Source organism: Delftia sp. JD2 (assembly GCF_001682645.1).
Taxonomy (GTDB): Bacteria; Pseudomonadota; Gammaproteobacteria; order Burkholderiales; family Burkholderiaceae_C; genus Comamonas; species Comamonas acidovorans.
The window spans coordinates 14597-33800 of sequence record NZ_LFJT01000071.1 but is presented as its reverse complement, the minus strand read 5'-3'; the positions used below and the strand labels follow the sequence as shown (position 1 = coordinate 33800).

Below are 19204 nucleotides of genomic sequence, written 5' to 3'. Positions count from 1 at the left end.
CCCGCCGGCCCGGCGAGCCTGCACGCGAGCGGCGCAGGCGCGGCGGATGGGGGCTGGGCCTGGCGGTCGTCATCGGCCTGGGCATCGTCGCCGCGCTGCTGGCCGCCATGGTGCTGGTGGCCCGCGAGCAGGTCCTGCGCAGCCAGGCGCCACCGGCCACCGCCCCCATGGCGGTGCAGCCCGTGCGCTGATACACGCCGTATCATTGCCACAACTGCGGTCGCTGCAGTCCCGCAGGTTCCGACGTAATATCGCCGCCCGATGCTGCAGGCTGCAGCACAGATCCAGGAGTGAACACCATGAGATGGGATGGCAACCGCGAGTCGGACAATGTGGAAGACCGCCGTGACGAGGGTGGCGGTGGCGGCGGCCCCGTCTTCGGCGGACGCAGCATAGGCATTGGCACCATCGTCATCGCCCTGGTCGGCGGCTGGGTGCTGGGCATCAACCCGCTGACCATCCTGGGTGCGCTCAGCGGCGGCTCGCCGGTGCAGGTGCAGCAGCCTCAGGGCCCGGCCCACAAGCCGCCGGCCGATGACAAGCTCGCCCGCTTTGTCTCCACCGTGCTGGCCGATACCGAAGATGTCTGGCGCGATGTGTTCCGCCAGGGCGGCGCCCAATATACCGATCCCAAGCTCGTGCTGTTCCGTGGCGCAACGCCTACGGCCTGCGGCACGGGGCAGTCGGCCATGGGGCCCTTCTACTGCCCTGCCGACCAGAAGGTGTATATCGACCTGGGCTTCTACGAAACGCTCAAGAACCAGCTGGGCGCGCCCGGCGATTTCGCCCAGGCCTATGTGATTGCCCACGAGGTGGGCCACCACGTGCAGAACCTGCTGGGCATCAGCGCCCAGGTGGACCGCGCCCGTGGCCGCGTCAGCAAGGTGGAGTACAACCACCTGTCGGTCAAGCTGGAACTGCAGGCCGATTGCCTGGCAGGCGTCTGGGCGAACCGCGCGCAAAGCGCCCGCCAGATCCTGGAGCAGGGCGATGTGGAGTCGGCCATGAATGCGGCATCCAAGATCGGCGACGACGCCCTGCAGCGCGCAGGCGGCGGCGCCGTGGTGCCGGACAGCTTCACGCACGGCACCAGCGCCCAACGCCAGCGCTGGTTCAGCACCGGCCTGCGTACCGGCAGCGTCAAGTCCTGCGACACTTTTTCGGCCGCTTCCCTCTGAGAAGTACCCCCCCACGCTCGCGTTGCAGCGCAAGCTTCGACGGCCCCTGCGAGGGGCCGCTTTTTCATCTGGAGGCTGTCCGGCGATGAAAAAATGCCCGCCTTGCGGGCCCTCATACCGGGTTTTTGCGGGTTGCGCTCACACAACGCCATGCTTGTCCAGGTGCCAATTGGCGTTATTGCAACGCACAAATCGCGCTAGGTGCGACAATAGCGCTCTCAATGACAAGCTCTTTCTCCAATCTCCAGCTGGCTGAGTCCCTGGCGCGCGCCGTGGCCGACATGGGCTACGAGTCCATGACGCCCATCCAGGCACAGGCCATTCCGGTCGTTCTGACCGGCAAGGATGTCATGGGCGCCGCCCAGACCGGCACAGGCAAGACGGCGGCGTTCTCGCTGCCGTTGCTGCAGCGGCTGATGCGCCACGAAAATACCTCCGCTTCGCCTGCACGCCACCCCGTGCGGGCGTTGGTGCTTTTGCCCACACGCGAACTGGCGGACCAGGTGGCCCAGCAGATCGCCCAGTATGCGAAGTACACCAAGCTGCGCAGCACCGTGGTGTTCGGCGGCATGGACATGAAGCCGCAGACGCTGGAGCTCAAGAAGGGCGTCGAGGTGCTGGTGGCCACGCCGGGCCGTCTGCTTGACCACATCGAAGCCAAGAACGCCGTGCTCAACCAGGTCGAGTACGTGGTGCTTGACGAGGCAGACCGCATGCTCGACATCGGCTTTTTGCCCGATCTGCAGCGCATCCTGTCCCACCTGCCCAAGACACGCACCACCTTGCTGTTCAGCGCCACCTTCTCGCCCGAGATCAAGCGCCTGGCCAGCAGCTACCTGCAGGACCCCGTCACCATCGAAGTGGCCCGCCCCAACGAGACGGCGTCCACGGTGGAGCAGCGCTTCTACAGCGTCAGCGACGACGACAAGCGCTATGCGCTGCGCTCCCTGCTCAAGCAGCGCGACATCCGCCAGGCCTTCGTCTTCTCCAACAGCAAGCTGGGCTGTGCGCGCCTGACGCGTGCCCTGGAGCGTGATGGCCTGCGCGCAACGGCGCTGCACGGCGACAAGAGCCAGGACGAGCGCCTGAAGGCGCTTGAAGCCTTCAAGCGCGGCGAGGTGGATCTGCTGGTGTGTACCGATGTCGCGGCCCGTGGCCTGGACATCAAGGACGTGCCGGCCGTCTTCAACTACGACGTGCCCTTCAACGCCGAAGACTATGTGCACCGCATCGGCCGCACGGGCCGCGCAGGCGCGTCCGGCATTGCCGTGACCCTGGTGACCAACCACGATGCGCGCCTGGTGGGCGAGATCGAGAAGCTCATCAAGAAGAAGATCAACGTCGAGCCCTGCCCCATGGAAGATTTCCGTGGCAGCGCACCGCGTGGTCACCGTTTTGACGAGCTGCCGCGCCAAAGCAGCGGCGGCTACGGTCGTGAACGGGATCGCGGCGCCGAGCGTGGCGATCGCGGCGGTGATGCGTCGCGGGGCAGTTCCGGTTTTGGCCATCGCGGCTCGCGCATGGCCCAGCGCCCGGCGCACTCGGACCCGTTCTTCGACAAGCCCTACGAGGCATCCGCCAGCGTCGATGCGAGCTGGGACAGCCAGGGTGCTGCCGCGCCCAAGGCGGGCAGCGGCATCAAGCCCAAGCGCAAGCTGGCCGCGCTGTTCAAGGCGCCTGTTGCGCCTGTTGCGCCGGTCCCGCCTGTGGCACCCGTCGCCACTTCCGAGGTCTGAGCGCCGCGCAAGCCTCCTGCCTCACGAAAAACGCCTGCCTTGCAGGCGTTTTTTCATGGGCGCTCGCTCATGGGAGTCGTCCAGGTCAGCCCGGGGCCTGAGCCTGCGGGCAGTCCACCTGGATCAGTTCCCGGTCCGCCAGGTGATCGCCGAAACGCATCATGCTCAGGCAGCCGCCCCAGACGCAGCCGGTGTCCAGCGCCACCAGGTCGGGCCGGCTGATGTGGCCCAGCGTGGACCAGTGGCCAAACGCAATCGTTGCGCTCGCCGTGGCGCGGCCCGGCACATCGAACCAGGGCATGAGGCCGGGCGCCGCCTGCTCGGCCGACTCGGTGCTGTCGAAATCCATGACACCCTGTGCGGTGCAAAAGCGCAGCCGGGTCAAGGCGTTGACGATGACCCGCAGCCGCTCCCAACCCTGCAAGTCGGGTGACCAGCGATCGGGCTGGTTGCCGTACATGGCCTGCAGAAAATCGGGCAACTGCTTGCTGCGCAGTACCGCATGCACCTCGCCCGCCAGCGCCAACACTTCCTGGCTGCTCCACTGCGGCAGCACGCCGGCATGGACCATCAGCAGTTCCTCGCCATGCGCCATGCGGTGGCTGCGCGCCAGCGGCTGGTGGCGCAGCCAGTCCAGCAGCTGATCGCGGTCGGGCGCATCCAGCACCCGGGCCAGCGTGTCGCGCCGGCTGCTGCGGCGCACGCCCTGGGCGGCGGCCAGCAGGTGCAGGTCATGGTTGCCCAGCAGGGCGCGCATGGAGTCGCCGGCGGCCATGCAGGTGCGCAGCACCTTGTCCGATTCCGGACCGCGGTTCACAAGGTCACCCAGGATGTACAAGGTATCGCGGCTGGCGGAGAAGTCCACGCGGTGCAGCAGGCGCTCAAAGGCGTCGTGGCATCCCTGGATATCGCCGATACAGTAAAGTGCCATGGTCTTCTTTCTGATATACGAACCATGGATTTTCTGCTGATCGCGTTGCTTACGCTGCTCAATGGGGTGTTTGCAATGTCCGAATTGGCACTGGCCTCCAGCCGCAAGGCTCGGTTGGTGGCACTGGCTGAAACAGGCGACAAGGGTGCGGTGGCAGCACTGGCCTTGCTCGAAAACCCCACGCAATTTCTTTCTTCGGTGCAGGTGGGCATCACCTCCATCGGCCTGCTCAACGGCATTTTGGGCGAGGCGGCCTTCAGTGACGGGCTGGCCGCATGGCTGCTGGGCCTGGGAATTCCGGAACGCGCGGCCAGCATTTCTGCCACGGCGCTCGTCGTGACCGTGATCACCTTCGTCACTATCGTCTTCGGCGAGCTGGTGCCAAAGCGCATAGGCCAGCTTTATCCCGAAACCGTGGCCACGGTGGTTTCCCGGCCCATGACCTGGGTGGCGTCGGCTGCAAAGCCCTTTGTGCGGCTGCTGGCCTTTTCCACGCGCGCCATGCTGACTCTGCTGCGCATCAATGAATCCGCAGCGCGCGCCGTGACCGAAGAGGAAATCGTGGCAAGCCTCGCCGAAGGGCGGGATGCCGGAGTGATCGAGGCCAACGAGCACCAGATGGTGCAAAACGTCTTTCACCTCGATGACCGCTCACTGACGTCGATCATGGTCCCGCGCGGCGACGTGCAATGGCTGGATGCCGACATGACCGTCACCGAGGCATTGCAGGCCTCGGCCGACGACCACTCGAAGGGCGGGCATTCCTGGTACCCGGTGTGCCGCAATTCGCTGGATGACGTGGTCGGCATCATCAGCGTGGCGCGCCTGCTGGCATTGGGCTCGGATGCCGCCGGCACCACGCTGTACGAACATGTGCTGCCGGCTTCTTTCCTGCCCGAGACGCTCAGCGCCATGGAGCTGCTGGAGCAATTGCGTGCCCGGTCCGGGCGCATGGTGTTTGTGGTGGATGAATATGGCGTGGTGCAGGGCATCATGACGCCCCGGGATTTGCTCGAGGCGATTACCGGCGAGTTACAGCCTGTGACCGAGGCAGAAGCCTGGGCCATGCAGCGCGAGGATGGCTCCTGGCTATTGGACGGTCTGATGCCCATATCGGAGCTGAAGGCGCGCCTCGATATTCGTGATCTTCCCGATGAGCACCGCGGCCGATACAACACCGTGGCGGGCCTTCTCATGGCAGAAAGCGGTCATTTGCCCATTCTGGGGGAACGGGTAAGCTGTGCGGGCTGGATCTTCGAGGTGATCGATCTCGATGGCAAACGCATTGACAAGGTGCTGGCCATATCGGATTTATCCGAGAACTACTCTTCGCAATAGGCAGCAGCGATATTGTGGGTTTTGCTTACATGCGTCTTGCGCCATGTGCTGATTATGTTTTTATAATGAAAGCTCTTAAACTACTTTCAAGGCGCATACCATGAGCTCTTACAAGGAACTGCTGAAGCAGCGACAGGAACTGGAGCAACAGATCCAGGAAGCACGCAAGCGCGAGCTTGCCGACGCCGTGGGACAGGTTCGCAACTTGATTGCCGAATATGGTCTGACTGCCGATGACGTGTTTCCTGCAGCTCGTGGTCGTACCGCTGGCACAACCGGCGCCAAAGTGGCTCCCAAGTACCGCGATCCCGCAACCGGCCAAACCTGGACCGGACGTGGCAAGCCGCCAAAGTGGATTCAGAATCAGGACCGTGAGAAGTTTGTCATCTGATTTTCCCGTCGCGCATGAAAGAGCCCGCCCAGTGCGGGCTTTTTTCATTGTCACGGCCATTTGTCAAAAGATTGTCTCAGTTGAGAATCTCTATCATCTGAGGCGTAAAGTGTGGATCCGTGTATGAACATTTCCAGAGCGGCGATGCAAAGGCCGATTTTTGGCCGCGCCGCACAGGTGATGGTGGGGGATGTCCTTTATGGGAGTCTGGTGCGTGGCGAGATGCCCTTTTTGGGATCTTGATGCGCCTCAATGCCTGGGGGATGCGCGCATGTTTCAGAAGATTCCGAGCATTCTTTGATTTTCTTCAGCGGTGTCCGACTTGAATAATCAGGCCCCTGCCGCCATGGGTGGCGGCACGGGCACAATACGCACATGAACAAGCAGGTGTTGATTGCCGGCGGCGGCATTGGTGGCCTGGCCGCCGCCATCGGTGCGTCGCGGGCGGGTTGGGAAGTGCGTCTTTTCGAGCAGGCGCCCGCGCTCAGTGAAGTGGGCGCCGGAATCCAGATCGGTCCGAATGTCGTGCGGCGGCTTCAGGCCTGGGGCCTGCAAAAACCGCTGCAGCAGGTGGTGGCATTGCCGGGCAGCCTGCGCGTGCGCAGCGCAGTCACCGGGCAGGAATTGGCGCACATGCCCTTGGGCAGCGAGTCCGTGCAACGCTATGGCGCGGCCTACGCCACCATCCACCGGGCCGATCTGCAGCAATTGCTGCGGGAAGCCGCTCAGACTTATCCGGGCATGCACCTGAACCTGGGCCAGCCCATCGAGAGCTTTTCCGAGACCGACGGCGTGGTCACCGTGCGAACCCGGGCCGGCAAGCTGATCGAAGGCGATGCCCTGGTCGCCGCCGATGGCGTGCGCAGCGTTCTGCGCCAGCAGTTGCTGGGCGACGGCCCGCCGCGTGTCACCGGGCACCTGGCCTACCGCGCCCTGGTGCACCAGGCCCAGTTGCCCAAGCGCCTGCGGGCCACCGATGTCACGGCCTGGCTGGGCTCGCGCATGCATGCCATCCAGTACCCCGTGCGCCGGGGCGAGCTGCAGAACCTGGTGATCATCATCCAGGGCCCGGCGCCCGAGGATCTGGCTAACTGGGACCATGCGGGCAATCTCGACGATCTGGTGCGGGTGCTGCAGGGCAGTTGCCCCCAGCTGCTGGACCTGGTCCAGCATGTGCCAGCGGCCGGTGGCGACTGGCGGCTGTGGCCGGTGGGGGACCGCCCGCCCGTGCAATCGGCCGCGCAGATGGCGCGCGGCGTAGTGGCCTTGCTGGGCGATGCGGCCCATCCCATGCGCCCCTATCTGGCCCAGGGTGCGGGCATGGCGATTGAAGATGCAGCGGAGCTGCAGCGCGCCCTGTCCATGCACGATCTCGACGTCAACATGCGCCTGCGCCGCTACGCGCTCAACCGCTGGCAGCGCAATGCGCGCGTGCAGGCACGCTCGCAGCGCAATGGCCGCATCTTCCATGCCACGGGTCCTGTGCGCTGGGGGCGTGACCTGTCGCTGCGCCTGCTGGGCTCCCGGCTGATGGATCTGCCCTGGCTGTACCGCGGCGATGGCTCGGCCGCCAACGCCTTGTAGAGGCACAGACTCCGGCCGCTAGGCGGCGGATGCCTGGCGCAGCAGCGGCGAGGAGGGCAGGAAACGGAACGCGGTCGACGCGCCCACCAGCGTGGCTGCAATCGAGATCATCACGGCCTTGTAGGGCTCCACGCCCCAGGCCTCGGCCCAGGCCGCCACCCAGCCCGTGAACCATTGCACCAGGGCCACGCCCAGGAACATGGCCATGGTGAACAGCGACAGTGCGCGGCCGGTCATCTCGGGGGGGTAGGAAGCGCGCACATCGGCGTACTGCAGCACCGAATAGCCCGACAGCAGGCCCATGGCGAAGATCAGCGCCACATTGGTCCAGCCATGGTGCAAAAAGGCCATGAGCATGAACAGGCTGCCCATGAGCAGCGAGTAATTGGTGAGCCAGCGCCGGCGCCGTCCTGGGCCGGGATCCATGCGCCCGAAAATCGCGGGGCTGAATAGCGAGATCATCGATACGACCAGCGCCACATTGCCGCTTTCCACCAGCGAAAAGCCATAGCGATGGATGAGCAGCGGCCCCAGCCACAGGCCGCGCAGCGCCAGAAACGATGCATAGCAGGCCATGGCCAGCAGGACGATGCCCAGGGTGTGCGGCAGCGTGAACAGCTCGGCCATGCGGCGTGCCGCCACGCCCCAGCTTTCCCGTGCGGCGGTCTGTGCTCCGCTGCGGGCGGGCTCGTGCACGCGCCACCAGATCAGCAGCCACGACAGCGCCGACATCACGGCCAGCAGCGCAAAGCCCGAGCGCCAGCCGAAATGCTGGACCAGCCAGGCCAGTGGCGTGCCTGTGAACAGCAGCCCCAGTCCACCGACACCCATGCCCACGCCCGACAGAAAGGCAAAGCGGTCCATGGGAAAGTGGCGCGAGATGAACATGGTGCAGGCCAGAAAGGCGGGCGAGCAGCCCACGCCGATCAGCAACTGGCCCACCATCAGCCAGCCGTAATTGGGTGCGGCGGCGGACAGTGCCGATCCCGCGATCGCCAGCGGAAACGACAGCAGCACCGTGCGCCGCAGGCCATAGAGATCCATGCCGATGCCCATCAGCAACTGGGCCACGCCGAAGGACAGTCCGAACAGGCCGGCGAAGGCGCCCAGCGACTGGGCCGTGAGCCCGAAATCCTGCTGCAGACCCGTGGCCATGACCGAGGTGGTGGTGCGAAAGGCCTGGCTCAGCGCAAAGGCCGAGAGCAGGGACAGCAGCATGGCCCACAGCAGTTGGCTGCGCGGCGGCGGTGCTGCGGGGGAGGTCTGCGAAGCCTCTGTGTGTATGTTGTTGTGTGGGGGCTGTTGTGGCGCTGCGGACACGGTATTTCTCCTGGCGCCGCAGCTTACCTGTTTGCGCGCCTGCGCGCTGTCGCCACCGCAGCGGCCTGCCGTCGGTGGCGCCCGCCAGTTCTTACAGCTCGGTGCGCAGCGCCCAGATTTCGGGGAACAGCACCACGTCCAGCATCTTGCGCAGATAGCTGACGCCGCCGGTGCCGCCCGTGCCGCGCTTGAAGCCGATGACGCGCTCCACCGTGGTCAGGTGGCGGAAGCGCCACAGGCGGAAGGCGTCCTCGATGTCGGCCAGCTTTTCGCCAAGCTGGTACAGGTCCCAGTGCTTGTGGGGATCGCGGTAGACGGTGATCCAGGCCTGCTTGACGCCCTCGCTGGCCTCATAGGGCTGGGTCCAGTCGCGCTCCAGCCTGTCGGCGGGCACGTCGATGCCCTCGCGCGCCAGCAGCTGCAGGGATACGTCGTAGAGCGAAGGCGAGCGCCATGCCGTCTCCACCTGGGCCAGCAGGTCGGGCCGGTGGGCATGGGGCTGGAGCATGGCGGCGTTCTTGTTGCCCAGCGAGAACTCGATGCAGCGGTACTGGTAGCTTTGGAAGCCGCTGGAGTTGGCCAGGTAGGGGCGCATGGCCGTGTACTCGGGCGGGGTCATGGTGGACAGCACGGTCCAGGCGCTGACCAGTTGCTCCATGATGCGGCTCACGCGGGCCAGCATCTTGAAGGCGTCCGCACGCGTGCCGCCTGCGATGGCGGCCGTGGCGGCTCGGACCTCATGCAGCATCAGCTTCATCCACAGCTCGCTGGTCTGGTGCTGGATGATGAACAGCATCTCGTCATGCGCGGGCGACAGCGGATGCTGTGCCGTGAGGATCTGGTCCAGGTGCAGGTAGTCGCCATAGCTCATGGACTGGCTGAAGTCCAGCTGGGCGCGCTCCTCTTTGACGATGGATTCGGTGCGGCCGGGGCTGTTCATGGGGCAGCCGGAGTGTTCGGTGGTCATGTGGGAGTCTCGCAAGTCTCGACGCGGAAAATGCAGGGCGCAGCGTAACCGAATCCCGCGCTGAAATCCTGCGGGTTGCAAGAAGCGGGATGCGCGGGTGCTCCGGGCTGCGTAGAGTAGGGCATCCGACGACCCAGAAAGACATGCCGTGTCCAACCAAGCCATGAATCAAGCCAGCGATGCCACTGCCAACCCCACGGCCCTGGTGGCCCGATGCTGCCGCTGGCTGGAGACCGAGGAGCCCCCACCCGCCCTGGGCCAGCTTGCCGAACGCTCGGGCCTGAGCCCCTGGCAGCTGCACCGATTGTTCAAGCAGGCCACGGGCCTCACGCCCAAGGCCTATGCCAAGGCCCATCGCGCGCATGCCTTGCGCGCGGCGCTGCAGCCGGGCCAGAGCGACTCGGTCACCGATGCGGCCTACTCCAGCGGCTATGCGGCCAGCAGCAGTTTCTACCGCGACGCAGGCGCCATGCTGGGCATGGCGCCCGGCGACTACCGGCGCGGCGGCATGCGCCAGACCATCCGCTTTGCCGTGGCCGAATGCACGCTGGGCAGCATCCTCGTGGCCAGTACCGAGCGCGGCGTGTGCTGCGTACTGCTGGGCGACGACGCCGAGGCCCTGGTGCAGGACCTGCAGCAGCGCTTTCCGCTGGCCGAGCTGGTGGGCGGCGATGCGGGCTTCGAGCACACCGTGGCCCAGGTCGTGGCCCTGGTCGAGCAGCCGCGCCGCGGCCTGGCGCTGCCGCTGGACGTGCAGGGCACGGTCTTCCAGCAGCGCGTGTGGCAGGCGCTGTGCGCCATTCCGGCCGGCCAGACCCTGAGCTACTCGGAACTGGCCCTGCGCCTGGGCATGCCCACGGGCGCCCGCGCCGTGGCCAGCGCCGTCGCTGCCAACCCGATTGCCGTGGCCGTGCCCTGCCACCGCGTGGTGCGCAACGACGGCAGCATCTCCGGCTACCGCTGGGGCGTGGAGCGCAAGCGTGCCCTGCTGCTGCGCGAGGCGCGCCAGGCGCAGGAGGCCGCTGGCCGGGAGACAGGGCGGGAGAGCGGCCGAGCCCCGCTGCGCCAGGCCGGCAAGGCATGAGCGGGCGGCGTGGCGGCCACAGCCATGGCGCGCAGCAGCAACTGACGCTGCCGGCCGGCTATCGCATGAACGAGTTCTGGGGCTTTCACCGGCGCGATGCCCAGCGCCTGTCCGAATGCGATCTGCAGGACGGCGACACCATCCGCATGCACAAGGGCCTGATGTGGAAAGGCCTTCCCACGCTGCTGACCCTGGAGCTGACGCAGCAGTGCGAAGAGGCGGCCGTGGTGCAGGCCCGATGGCGCCTGCCCGCCGGTGCAGGCGCCATCGCCGGCATGGACGATGTGCTGGCCGCCATGCTGCGGCGCATGTTCGGACTGTCCCAGGATGTGGGCGAATTCGAGCGCCGTTTTGGCCGCCATGCGCGGCTGGGGCCGCTGCTGGCGCGCCAGCGTGGCCTGCATGTGCCGGCGGCCTGCACGCCCTGGGAGGCGCTGAGCTGGGCCGTCACCGGGCAGCAGATCAGCGTGGCGGCAGCCGTGTCGCTGCGCCGCCGCCTGATCGCCGCAGCCGGCCAGCCGGTGGCGCTGCACGATGGCCATGCCGACGCGCCGCAGCAGCTGTGGTGCATGCCGGAGGCCGCCCAGCTGGCGCAGCTCGGTGAGGAGGATTTGCGCGCCGCCGGCTTTTCGCGGAGCAAGACGCACACGCTGCGCCTGCTGGCCCAGGCCGTGCAGTCGGGTGAATTGCCGCTGGACGACTGGGCGGCCCTGCCTGAACTGCCGGTGGCCGAGATCCGCGAGCGGCTGCTGGCCCTCAAGGGCATAGGCCCGTGGACCGTGAACTACATGCTGCTGCGCGGCTATGGCCACCTGGACGGCCCGCTGCACGGCGATGTGGCCGTGCGCCGGGCCCTGGCCCTGCTGTTGAAGACGGACGCCATGGATGCGGCGCAGACCGAGTTGTGGCTGCGGGACTTCGCGCCCTGGCGCGCCCTGGTCGCGGCCCATCTCTGGGCCTCGCTGTCGTCCACGGCGTTCTGAGCGCCGGGCCTCAGGCTTCAGGTCACCGCATTGACGCGGTTGAACTCCGGCTTGCGCCATTCGCCCGATTCCAGCACCTGGCGCAGGTGCTCCACGGCATGCCAGACATCTTCGAATCCCACGTACAGCGGCGTGAAGCCGAAGCGCAGGATGTCCTTGTGCAGGCCCGTGCCGTCGCCCTTGCGGAAGTCGCCGATCACGCCGCGCGCGATCAGCGCCTGCACGATGGCATAGGCGCCGCTGTCCTTGCCGTCCACGCCCAGTCCCTCCTCGCGCGTGAGGCAGACCTGGGAGCCGCGCCGGCCGTGCTCGCGCGGCGTGGCCAGGCCCAGGCCGTGGCCCTGGCAGCGTTCCTCGACCAGGGCGATGAACAGGTCGGTCAGCGCCAGCGACTTGTTGCGCAGCGCGTCCATGCCGCCCAGCGGCTCCACGGCCGTGAACACGTCCAGGCCGCACTGCAGCACGCTCAGGCTGACCATGGGCTGGGTGCCGCACAGGTAGCGCTGTATGCCCTGGGCCGGGTGGTAGTCCGGCACGAACTTGAAAGGCTCGGCATGGCCGAACCAGCCCGACAGCGGCTGCCAGAAGCGGTTGATCAGGCGCGGGTTGGCCCAGACAAAGGCCGGCGCGCCCGGGCCGCCGTTGAGGTACTTGTAGCTGCAGCCGATGGCGAAGTCGGCATTCGCGCCCTTGAGATCGACAGGCACGGCACCCGCGCTGTGGCACAGGTCCCAGACGCAGAGAATGCCCTTGCCCTGCGCGGCAGCCGTCACGGCAGCCATGTCGTGCATGGCGCCCGTGCGGTAGTTGACATGGGTGAGCATGCAGATGGCGACCTCGTCGGTCAGCGCGCCGGCAATTTCCTCGGGTTCGAGCAGCACCAGCTCCAGGCCGTATTCCTGGCAGACCGACTGGGCGATATAGAGGTCGGTGGGGAAGTTGCTGCGCTCGCTGATCAGGCGCTTGCGCTGCGGCGCGTCCTCGCGCGCGATGCGGGCCGCCGCTGTCAGCACCTTGTAGAGGTTGATGGAGGCCGTGTCGGTGAACACCAGCTCACCCGCGCCCACGCCCAGCCAGGGGGCGAACTGGTCGCCCAGGCGCTGGGGCAGGCTGATCCATCCGGCATCGTTCCACGAGCGGATCAGGCCCTGCGCCCATTCCTGCTGCACCACCTCGGCCACGCGCGCGGCGGCGGCGCGGGGGCTGGCGCCCAGCGAATTGCCGTCAAGGTAGATCACGCCTTCGGGCAGCGTGAATTGGTCGCGCAGGGCGCGCAGCGGGTCTTGCGCATCGAGGGTGAGGCAGTCTTGCAGGCTCGTCACGGGGTCTCCTTGGGTATCGAAAAGGCGAAAAGGCGAAAGGCGCGGGCAGGGCCGGCGCCGCAATGCGGGCAGGGATCAGGCCAGGGCGCGCAGCACGGCGCGCACGGGCGAGGCATCGGCCTCGACCAGCTTGAGCGGCAGGGCGATGAGCTCGTAGTCGCCCTCGGCCACCTCGTCCAGCACCAGGTTCTCCAGCACGCGCAGGCCGCGCCGGCGGATCACCTGGTGGCTGTCCAGGCTCTTGCTGCTGGCCGGGTCGATGCTGGCCGTGTCTATGCCGATGAGCTTCACGCCCAGGTCGGCCAGCCGCTCGACCGTGGCCGGTGCATAGGCTGCCAGTTCCTGGTCCCAGGTGGTGGGGGCGCGCTCGTAGGTGCGCACCAGCACGCGTGCCGGGAGATGCTCCACGGCGTGGGCGATGTGCTCCCATTCGACCAGCGGTCCCTTGCCGATGGCGTGGATCACGCGGCAGGGGCCGAGGAAGGCGTCCAGGTCCACGTTGCCGATGGATGCCCCGTCGGCGTCATAGTGCAGCGGTGCATCGGCATGCGCTCCCACATGGGGCGACAGCGTGATGGCGCTGACATTGACCGGGCAGCCCGGACCGATGGTGGCGCACCATTGCTGGCTGTAGGCCGTGTCGCCGGGAAAGACGGGGCTGGCGGCCTGCACGGCCGGGGAGATGTCCCAGAGTCTGCGGGTCATGGCTTCAGTCCTTCTTGCGCGCTTGTGCGCGGGGCCGGTACCACAGCGCATACACCAGTGCCAGCAGGCCCAGGAAGGGCAGGCCCGTGAGCAGCGTCATGTGGAAGACCTCGGTGAAATAGGTGGTGACGATCACGCCCAGCATCAGCGCGGCGCCGGCCAGCGTGAACAGCGGAAAGCCCCACATGCGGAACTGCAGGCGCTGGCCCGGATGCTCGCGCGACCAGCGCGCGCGGAAGAACAGATGGGTCACGAAGATCATGAACCAGGTGAACATGGCGCCGAACATGGACACGGACATCATCCACAGCAGCGAGCCCTCGGGCTTCCACAGGTTCACGGCCACGGCCACGGCAATGCCCAGGCAGGAGATGGCAATCGCCGCCACGGGCACGCCGCGGCTGTTCAGCCGCCCGAACACCGAGGGCGCATAGCCGCCGCGCGACAGGCTGAACATCATGCGCGAGGTCACATACAGCTGGCTGTTCATGGCCGACAGCGCGGCCACCAGCACCACGAAGTTGATGATGCTGGCAGCGCCCGGGATGCCGATGATCTCCATCACCTTCACGAAGGGGCTCTTGTCCGTGCCGGCCTGCTGCCACGGCACGATGGCAAGCATCAGCGCGATCGTGGCCAGGTAGAAGATCACCAGGCGCGCCATGGTAGTGCGAAAGGCCCGGGTGATGGCGCGCTTGGGGTCCTCGGCCTCGCCGGCCGCCACGGCCACGGCCTCCAGGCTCAGGTAGCTGAAGATGGCGATGATCACGGCCACCCAGGTGCCCCACAGGCCCTTGGGGAAGAAGCCGCCATCGGCCGTGTAGTTGAAAAAGCCGATGCCCTGGGGCTGCGACCCGAACACCACCCAGGCGCCGATCAGGATGAAGGCCACGATGGCGATGATCTTGACCATGGAAAAGCCGTACTCCACCTGGCCGAAGGCCTTGACGCTGCTGGCGTTGACGGCCACCAGCGCGCCCGAGAACACCAGCACCCAGATCCAGCGCGGCACGTCCGGGAACCAGTAGCCCATGTAGATGCCGATGGCCGTCACCTCCATGCCCACGGCCAGCACCACGGCGGCCCAGTAGGCATAGCGGACCATGAAGCCGGCCAGGGGGCTGATGTAGTGCTCGGCATAGGCGCCGAACGAGCCCGAGGTCGGGTGGGCCACCGTCATCTCGGCCAGGCAGCCCATGAGCAGCAGCGAGATCAGCGCGCCGATGGCGTAGCTGACCAGCACGCTGGGCCCGGCGAAGCCGATGGCGAAGGCGCTGCCCATGAACAGGCCGGTGCCGATGGCGCCGCCAATGGCGATCATCACCATCTGGGCGGCGGACAGCTGCTGGCGCAGGCCGGTTTCTCGTTGCTGAATGTCTTGGAAGGCGGCCATGGTGCGCGGCAGGTGGGGGCTGAAAGCGGAAGGCGTAAGTATCTGCGCTTTCACCGCGGGCCCCGGGCTGGCCGCTGCAAAACCATGGGAGGGTCCGGCTCAGGCGCCGCGTGCGTAGCAGCCCGGCGTCAGCGCATGGTGTGCCTTGAAGGCGCGCTGCAGGTGCGCCTGGTCGGCAAAGCCCATGGCATAGGCCGCATCGGACAGCGCCGCCCCCGTGGCCAGCAGGCGGCGCGCGCCGTTGATGCGCAGGTTCAGGCGGTAGCTGCCGGGCGTCATGCCCGTGGCCGCCTTGAAGCGGCGGATGAAGCGCGTGGCGCTCATGCCGCATTCCTGGGCCAGCGATTGCACGGTCAGGCCCGCATCGGGCCCCGCATGCAGGCGCTGCAGTGCGGGGGCCAGGGCCGCCGCATCGCCGGGCAGGGGCAAGGCCGCGGGCTGGGCACAGCGGTCCAGCAGGTGCTCCAGGCCCAGGGCCAGGCGGTCGGCGGCCGCCGTGCCATCGACGGGGCGGCACAGGCCATCCACCAGGCTGGCGATGTCCGCATCCGTGAGCGTGCGCCGGGGAAAGCGCAGCGCGGCCACGCCCAGCCGCGCGTGCAGCCAGTCGGCATCGACAAACAGCATGCGGTAGGACCACGGCGCGCCGGGGTCGGGATTGCAGGCATGCCAGGCGCCGGGCTCGATCAGCACCACGCCGCCCGCCTCCACAGGCTGCGGGCCGTGGGCATGGTGGAACACGGTGCGGCCCGCGTCCACGATGCCGATCGAATACTCGGCATGCATGTGCAGCCGAAAGCAATGCGGCGAGCGCGCACTGTCGCGCAGCTCGGCCCAGGGGGCGGCCGGATGGCGGTGGAAGCGGTGGGGAGAGGTTGAAGTCATGGCGGCCAGCCATCATGCCAGCATGGCCGCCACGCTGGCGACCAGCAGCAGGGCCAGCAGGCGGTGGAACAGGCGCTGGCGGCGTTCGGTGCGCAGCCAGCCCGAAAGCAGCTGGCCCAGCAGCGCCCAGCTGCCGACCCCCACCAGGCAGGCCAGCAGCGAAATGGAGCAAAACTGCAGGAGCGCCCACGGCGCATTCGCGTGGGGCAGCACGAACAGGCCCACGCCGGCCAGTGCCACCAGCCAGGCCTTGGGGTTGAGCGTCTGCACGGCCGTGCCCTGCAACAGCGCTTGCAGCAGGGCCTGCAGCGGGCGGTGCGATCCGCCGTCTTGCTGCCCCCCGGCCTGGCCCACAGGCGCATTGGCCAGCCGCCAGGCCAGCCACAGCAGATAGGCGGCGCACAGCCACTGTGCGGCCGTGGACAGCTGCGGCAGCGTCTGCAGCAGCCACTGTGCTCCCTGGCCCATGACCCAGACCACGGCCGCATAGCTGGCGCTGGCGCCCAGCACGTAGGCGGCAGAGACCAGGCGCGAGCGGGCTGCGCCGTGGCGCAGGGCCAGCACATTGACGGGGCCGGGCGTGATGGCGCCGACGAGGGTGAAGACGCCCATGGCGAGCAGCGAGGAGGACATGAGATTTCGCGCGGACGCAGGACTGCACAAGGCCCGCAGTCTCGTCCCGCACGCCGCCCCTGTATTGAACGCAATTGCGGGGCGCCGGCATGTCCGTCACATCCTCTAGGGGAGCATGGCGTAGGCCACGATCTCCAGCTTCATGCCCGGCACCACCAGCGCCGAAATCCCCATGCTGGAGCGGTTGGGGTAGGGCGCCTCGAAGAACTCGCGGTACACGGCGTCGATGGCCGGCATGTCGGCCACGTCGGTCATGTAGATCAGCACCTGGGTCACATGCGCCAGCGTGCCGCCTGCGGCCTGCAGCGCGTTGCGCAGGTTGGTGAAGGTCAGGCGCGCCTGCTGTCCGATGGGGCCGGTGTCGATGCTGCCGTCGGGCCGCACGGGGCCGTGGGCCGTGAACAGCATCTGGCCGCTGGCCTTGACGGCCCAGGAGAAGGGCTGCTTGAGCGGCGGCAGTCCCACGTCGATGATTTGCTTCATGGATTTCCTTGTGTTTTGACTACATGCGAAGGCATGGTGTTCTTGCGTCGGAAACTGGGCGCGGCCCATCGGCGGACGCCGAGCAAGGGCCGTCCCGCAGCGATGGTGTCGTCCCGCGCCCGCGCAGCGAGAGCGGGGGAAGCGGCAAAGCCGCTCAGGGGTCACAGTTTCGTTCTCACGGACCAGATTTCGGGGAACAGCACCACGTCCAGCATCTTGCGCAAATAGCTGACGCCGCCGGTGCCGCCCGTGCCGCGCTTGAAGCCGATGACGCGCTCCACCGTGGTCACATGGCGAAAGCGCCACAGGCGGAAGGCGTCCTCGATGTCGGCCAGCTTTTCGCCGAGCTGGTACAGGTCCCAGTGCGACTGCGGGTCGCGGTAGACCTGGGCCCAGGCGGCCTCGACCTCGGGGCTGGCCGTGTAGGGCAGGGTCCAGTCGCGCTCCAGGTGCCCGGCAGGAATGGCCAGCCCCTGGCGTGCCAGCAGGCGCAGGGCCTCGTCGTACAGGGAAGGTGCGCGCCATGCGGCATCCACCCGGGCCAGCAGGTCGGGCCGGTGGGCATGGGGCTGGAGCATGGCGGCATTCTTGTTGCCCAGCGCGAACTCGATGCAGCGGTACTGGTAGCTCTGGAAGCCGCTGGAGCTGGCGAGATACGGGCGCATGGCCGTGTACTCGGTAGGCGTCATGGTGGCCAGCACGGACCAGGCGCCGACCAGCTGCTCCATGATGCGGCTCACGCGGGCCAGCATCTTGAAGGCATCTGCATGGCGGTCGGCCGCCACGGCGGCCGTGGCCGCGCCCAGCTCGTGCAGCATGAGCTTCATCCACAGCTCGCTGGTCTGGTGCTGGATGATGAACAGCAGCTCGTCATGCGTGGGCGACAGCAGTTGCTGTGCGCCCAGGATGGCGTCCAGCTGCAGATAGTCGCCATAGCTCATGGACTGGCTGAAATCCAGCTGTGCCCTTTCCTCTGCGACGATGCGCTCGGTCAGGCCGCCATGGACGGGGCAGCCGCTCATTGCGGTGCCTCCAGCACCGTGGCAATGGCGTCGGCCACGTACTGCACGTTGGCGGCGGACAGGCCCGACATGCACATGCGGCCCGAGCGGATCAGGTACACGCCGTGCTCGTCGCGCAGGCGGTGGACCTGGGGCTCGCTGATGCCGGTGTAGCTGAACATGCCGCGCTGGGTCAGCAGGAAGCCGAAGTCGCGCCGCTCGCCAAAGCGTTCATGCAGCGCGCCGTGCAGCTGGGCGCGCATGTCCTTGATGCGGCCGCGCATCTGCGCCAGCTCCTGCGCCCATTGGGCGCTCAGCTCGGGCGACGCCAGCACCAGCTGCACCAGGCGCGCGCCGCGAGTTGGGGGCGAGGAATAGTTGCTGCGCACCGTGGCCTTGAGCTGGCCCAGCACATTGCCGGCCGTGGCCGCGTCGCTGCAGACCACGCTGAGGCCGCCCACGCGTTCGCCATACAGCGAGAAGTTCTTGGAAAACGAGTTGGCCACAAAGGCCTGGGCGCCCGCATCGGCCAGCGCGCGCACGGACCAGGCGTCTTCATCGAGCCCATCGCCAAAGCCCTGGTAGGCCATGTCCACGAAGGGGATCAGGCCGCGCTCCACGATCACGGGGATGAGTTGCTGCCACTGCTCGCGCGACAGGTCCACGCCCGTGGGGTTGTGGCAGCTGGCATGCAGCAGCACCACGCTGCCCGAGGGCAGGCTGCGCAGTGTCTGCAGCATGGCGTCGAAGCGCAGGCTGCCCGTGGCCGCGTCGTAGTAGGGGTAGCTGTGGGTGCGCAGGCCCGCGCCCTGGAAGATGGCCAGGTGGTTGTCCCAGGTGGGATCGCTGAGCCAGACCTCGGCATCGGGGAAATAGTGCTTGATGAAGTCCGCGCCCAGCTTGAGCGCGCCCGAGCCGCCCAGGGTCTGCACGGTGGCGATGCGCTGTGCGCGCACGGCCTCGTGCTCGGCGCCGAACACCAGGTTCTGCACCAGCTGGCGGTAGGGAGCAATGCCTTCGATGGGCAGGTAGCCGCTGGGGCTTTGCTCGCGGGCCAGGGCATCGCCAGCCTGGCGCACGGAGTCCAGCACGGGCAGGCGGCCGGCCTCGTCGAAATACAGGCCGATGCTCAGGCTGACCTTGTCGGTGCGCGGGTCCTGCTGGAAGGCTTCCATCAGCGACAGGATGGGATCTCCGGGGTAGGGCGGGACGTGGCTGAACATCGAGGCGCGTGCGGTATCGAGGGGGGCAAGAGTCGTCATGTTTCTAA

18 protein-coding genes and 1 pseudogene are annotated in these 19204 nt (G+C 67.4%); 8 read left to right on the top strand and 11 right to left on the bottom strand.

Annotated features, from left to right (window positions below; genetic code table 11):
- From ACM14_RS26310 to ACM14_RS26300, 3 genes and pseudogenes are all read left to right on the top strand, one after another.
- A pseudogene (locus ACM14_RS26310) lies at positions 1-191 on the top strand (hypothetical protein); the annotation flags it as partial.
- Positions 192-299: 108 nt separating this feature from the next.
- Entirely contained in the window at positions 300-1178 is an 879-nt protein-coding gene (locus tag ACM14_RS26305) for a neutral zinc metallopeptidase (protein WP_012204077.1), read from the top strand.
- Positions 1179-1399: 221 nt separating this feature from the next.
- The gene (locus tag ACM14_RS26300; protein ID WP_065347804.1) at positions 1400-2914 is read left to right on the top strand and encodes a DEAD/DEAH box helicase; all 1515 of its coding nucleotides are present in this window, start codon (positions 1400-1402) and stop codon (positions 2912-2914) included.
- Between the two features lie 85 nt (positions 2915-2999).
- On the opposite strand, the gene ACM14_RS26295 is transcribed toward ACM14_RS26300, so the two are convergent.
- On the bottom strand, positions 3000-3845 hold the full coding sequence (locus ACM14_RS26295) for a symmetrical bis(5'-nucleosyl)-tetraphosphatase (protein ID WP_065347803.1): 846 nt from the start codon (positions 3843-3845) through the stop codon (positions 3000-3002).
- 24 nt (positions 3846-3869) lie between these two features.
- On the opposite strand from ACM14_RS26295, the gene ACM14_RS26290 reads away from it, so the two are divergent.
- The 3 genes from ACM14_RS26290 (at position 3870) to ACM14_RS26280 (ending at position 7158) form a co-directional block, all read left to right on the top strand.
- Positions 3870-5183, top strand: coding sequence for a hemolysin family protein (locus tag ACM14_RS26290; RefSeq protein WP_012204080.1), 1314 nt, complete (start codon positions 3870-3872; stop codon positions 5181-5183).
- A 100-nt stretch (positions 5184-5283) separates the two neighbouring features.
- A complete protein-coding gene (locus ACM14_RS26285) occupies positions 5284-5574 on the top strand; it encodes an H-NS family nucleoid-associated regulatory protein (RefSeq protein ID WP_012204081.1) in 291 nt (96 codons plus the stop codon).
- 375 nt (positions 5575-5949) lie between these two features.
- Positions 5950-7158 carry an FAD-dependent monooxygenase gene (locus ACM14_RS26280; RefSeq protein WP_013803678.1) on the top strand — a complete coding sequence of 403 codons (1209 nt, stop codon included), beginning with the start codon at positions 5950-5952 and terminating at the stop codon, positions 7156-7158.
- Positions 7159-7176: 18 nt separating this feature from the next.
- Here ACM14_RS26280 and ACM14_RS26275 read toward each other — a convergent pair whose 3' ends face one another.
- Together ACM14_RS26275 and kynA (ACM14_RS26270) are read right to left on the bottom strand one after the other, a co-directional pair.
- Entirely contained in the window at positions 7177-8478 is a 1302-nt protein-coding gene (locus ACM14_RS26275; protein WP_065347802.1) for a nitrate/nitrite transporter, read from the bottom strand.
- Positions 8479-8569: 91 nt separating this feature from the next.
- Positions 8570-9445, bottom strand: coding sequence for a tryptophan 2,3-dioxygenase (gene kynA / locus ACM14_RS26270; protein WP_012204084.1), 876 nt, complete (start codon positions 9443-9445; stop codon positions 8570-8572).
- A gap of 163 nt (positions 9446-9608) precedes the next feature.
- Here kynA (ACM14_RS26270) and ada point away from each other — a divergent pair, with 163 nt between their 5' ends.
- Together ada and ACM14_RS26260 are read left to right on the top strand one after the other, a co-directional pair.
- Positions 9609-10529 carry a bifunctional DNA-binding transcriptional regulator/O6-methylguanine-DNA methyltransferase Ada gene (ada, locus tag ACM14_RS26265; protein WP_012204085.1) on the top strand — a complete coding sequence of 307 codons (921 nt, stop codon included), beginning with the start codon at positions 9609-9611 and terminating at the stop codon, positions 10527-10529.
- Positions 10526-11512: a DNA-3-methyladenine glycosylase gene (locus ACM14_RS26260; RefSeq protein ID WP_065347801.1), complete on the top strand. Its 987-nt coding sequence runs from the start codon at positions 10526-10528 to the stop codon at positions 11510-11512. Before ada ends, ACM14_RS26260 begins: the two co-directional genes overlap by 4 nt.
- 17 nt (positions 11513-11529) lie before the next feature.
- On the opposite strand, the gene kynU is transcribed toward ACM14_RS26260, so the two are convergent.
- From kynU to ACM14_RS26220, 8 genes are all read right to left on the bottom strand, one after another.
- Positions 11530-12834 (bottom strand): kynureninase, encoded by a 1305-nt coding sequence (kynU, locus tag ACM14_RS26255; RefSeq protein ID WP_063326908.1) that lies wholly within the window; start codon positions 12832-12834, stop codon positions 11530-11532.
- Between the two features lie 75 nt (positions 12835-12909).
- Entirely contained in the window at positions 12910-13539 is a 630-nt protein-coding gene (gene kynB, locus ACM14_RS26250) for an arylformamidase (protein ID WP_043824042.1), read from the bottom strand.
- A gap of 4 nt (positions 13540-13543) precedes the next feature.
- Positions 13544-14932 carry an amino acid permease gene (locus tag ACM14_RS26245; protein WP_013803671.1) on the bottom strand — a complete coding sequence of 463 codons (1389 nt, stop codon included), beginning with the start codon at positions 14930-14932 and terminating at the stop codon, positions 13544-13546.
- A gap of 99 nt (positions 14933-15031) precedes the next feature.
- On the bottom strand, positions 15032-15817 hold the full coding sequence (locus tag ACM14_RS26240; RefSeq protein WP_065347800.1) for an AraC family transcriptional regulator: 786 nt from the start codon (positions 15815-15817) through the stop codon (positions 15032-15034).
- A gap of 12 nt (positions 15818-15829) precedes the next feature.
- Positions 15830-16450 (bottom strand): LysE family translocator, encoded by a 621-nt coding sequence (locus tag ACM14_RS26235; protein WP_065347799.1) that lies wholly within the window; start codon positions 16448-16450, stop codon positions 15830-15832.
- Between the two features lie 105 nt (positions 16451-16555).
- On the bottom strand, positions 16556-16933 hold the full coding sequence (locus tag ACM14_RS26230) for a RidA family protein (protein WP_016452594.1): 378 nt from the start codon (positions 16931-16933) through the stop codon (positions 16556-16558).
- A 161-nt stretch (positions 16934-17094) separates the two neighbouring features.
- The gene (gene kynA, locus ACM14_RS26225; RefSeq protein WP_012204093.1) at positions 17095-17955 is read right to left on the bottom strand and encodes a tryptophan 2,3-dioxygenase; all 861 of its coding nucleotides are present in this window, start codon (positions 17953-17955) and stop codon (positions 17095-17097) included.
- Positions 17952-19157, bottom strand: coding sequence for an amino acid aminotransferase (locus ACM14_RS26220; protein WP_175403313.1), 1206 nt, complete (start codon positions 19155-19157; stop codon positions 17952-17954). The genes kynA (ACM14_RS26225) and ACM14_RS26220 overlap by 4 nt, the downstream gene beginning before the upstream one ends.
- Positions 19158-19204 lie beyond the last annotated feature (47 nt).

Excerpts from the sequence above, each read along its gene's own strand:
- kynB (WP_043824042.1), bottom strand. The coding sequence starts at position 13,539 with ATGACCCGCAGACTCTGGGACATCTCCCCGGCCGTGCAGGCCGCCAGC.
- ACM14_RS26305 (WP_012204077.1), top strand. The coding sequence starts at position 300 with ATGAGATGGGATGGCAACCGCGAGTCGGACAATGTGGAAGACCGCCGT.
- kynA (WP_012204093.1), bottom strand. The coding sequence starts at position 17,955 with ATGAGCGGCTGCCCCGTCCATGGCGGCCTGACCGAGCGCATCGTCGCA.
- ACM14_RS26290 (WP_012204080.1), top strand. The coding sequence starts at position 3,870 with ATGGATTTTCTGCTGATCGCGTTGCTTACGCTGCTCAATGGGGTGTTT.
- ACM14_RS26260 (WP_065347801.1), top strand. The coding sequence starts at position 10,526 with ATGAGCGGGCGGCGTGGCGGCCACAGCCATGGCGCGCAGCAGCAACTG.
- ACM14_RS26230 (WP_016452594.1), bottom strand. The coding sequence starts at position 16,933 with ATGAAGCAAATCATCGACGTGGGACTGCCGCCGCTCAAGCAGCCCTTC.
- ACM14_RS26220 (WP_175403313.1), bottom strand. The coding sequence starts at position 19,157 with ATGTTCAGCCACGTCCCGCCCTACCCCGGAGATCCCATCCTGTCGCTG.
- ACM14_RS26235 (WP_065347799.1), bottom strand. The coding sequence starts at position 16,450 with ATGTCCTCCTCGCTGCTCGCCATGGGCGTCTTCACCCTCGTCGGCGCC.
- ACM14_RS26240 (WP_065347800.1), bottom strand. The coding sequence starts at position 15,817 with ATGACTTCAACCTCTCCCCACCGCTTCCACCGCCATCCGGCCGCCCCC.
- ACM14_RS26245 (WP_013803671.1), bottom strand. The coding sequence starts at position 14,932 with ATGGCCGCCTTCCAAGACATTCAGCAACGAGAAACCGGCCTGCGCCAG.
- ACM14_RS26300 (WP_065347804.1), top strand. The coding sequence starts at position 1,400 with ATGACAAGCTCTTTCTCCAATCTCCAGCTGGCTGAGTCCCTGGCGCGC.
- ACM14_RS26280 (WP_013803678.1), top strand. The coding sequence starts at position 5,950 with ATGAACAAGCAGGTGTTGATTGCCGGCGGCGGCATTGGTGGCCTGGCC.
- kynA (WP_012204084.1), bottom strand. The coding sequence starts at position 9,445 with ATGACCACCGAACACTCCGGCTGCCCCATGAACAGCCCCGGCCGCACC.
- ada (WP_012204085.1), top strand. The coding sequence starts at position 9,609 with ATGAATCAAGCCAGCGATGCCACTGCCAACCCCACGGCCCTGGTGGCC.
- ACM14_RS26285 (WP_012204081.1), top strand. The coding sequence starts at position 5,284 with ATGAGCTCTTACAAGGAACTGCTGAAGCAGCGACAGGAACTGGAGCAA.
- ACM14_RS26295 (WP_065347803.1), bottom strand. The coding sequence starts at position 3,845 with ATGGCACTTTACTGTATCGGCGATATCCAGGGATGCCACGACGCCTTT.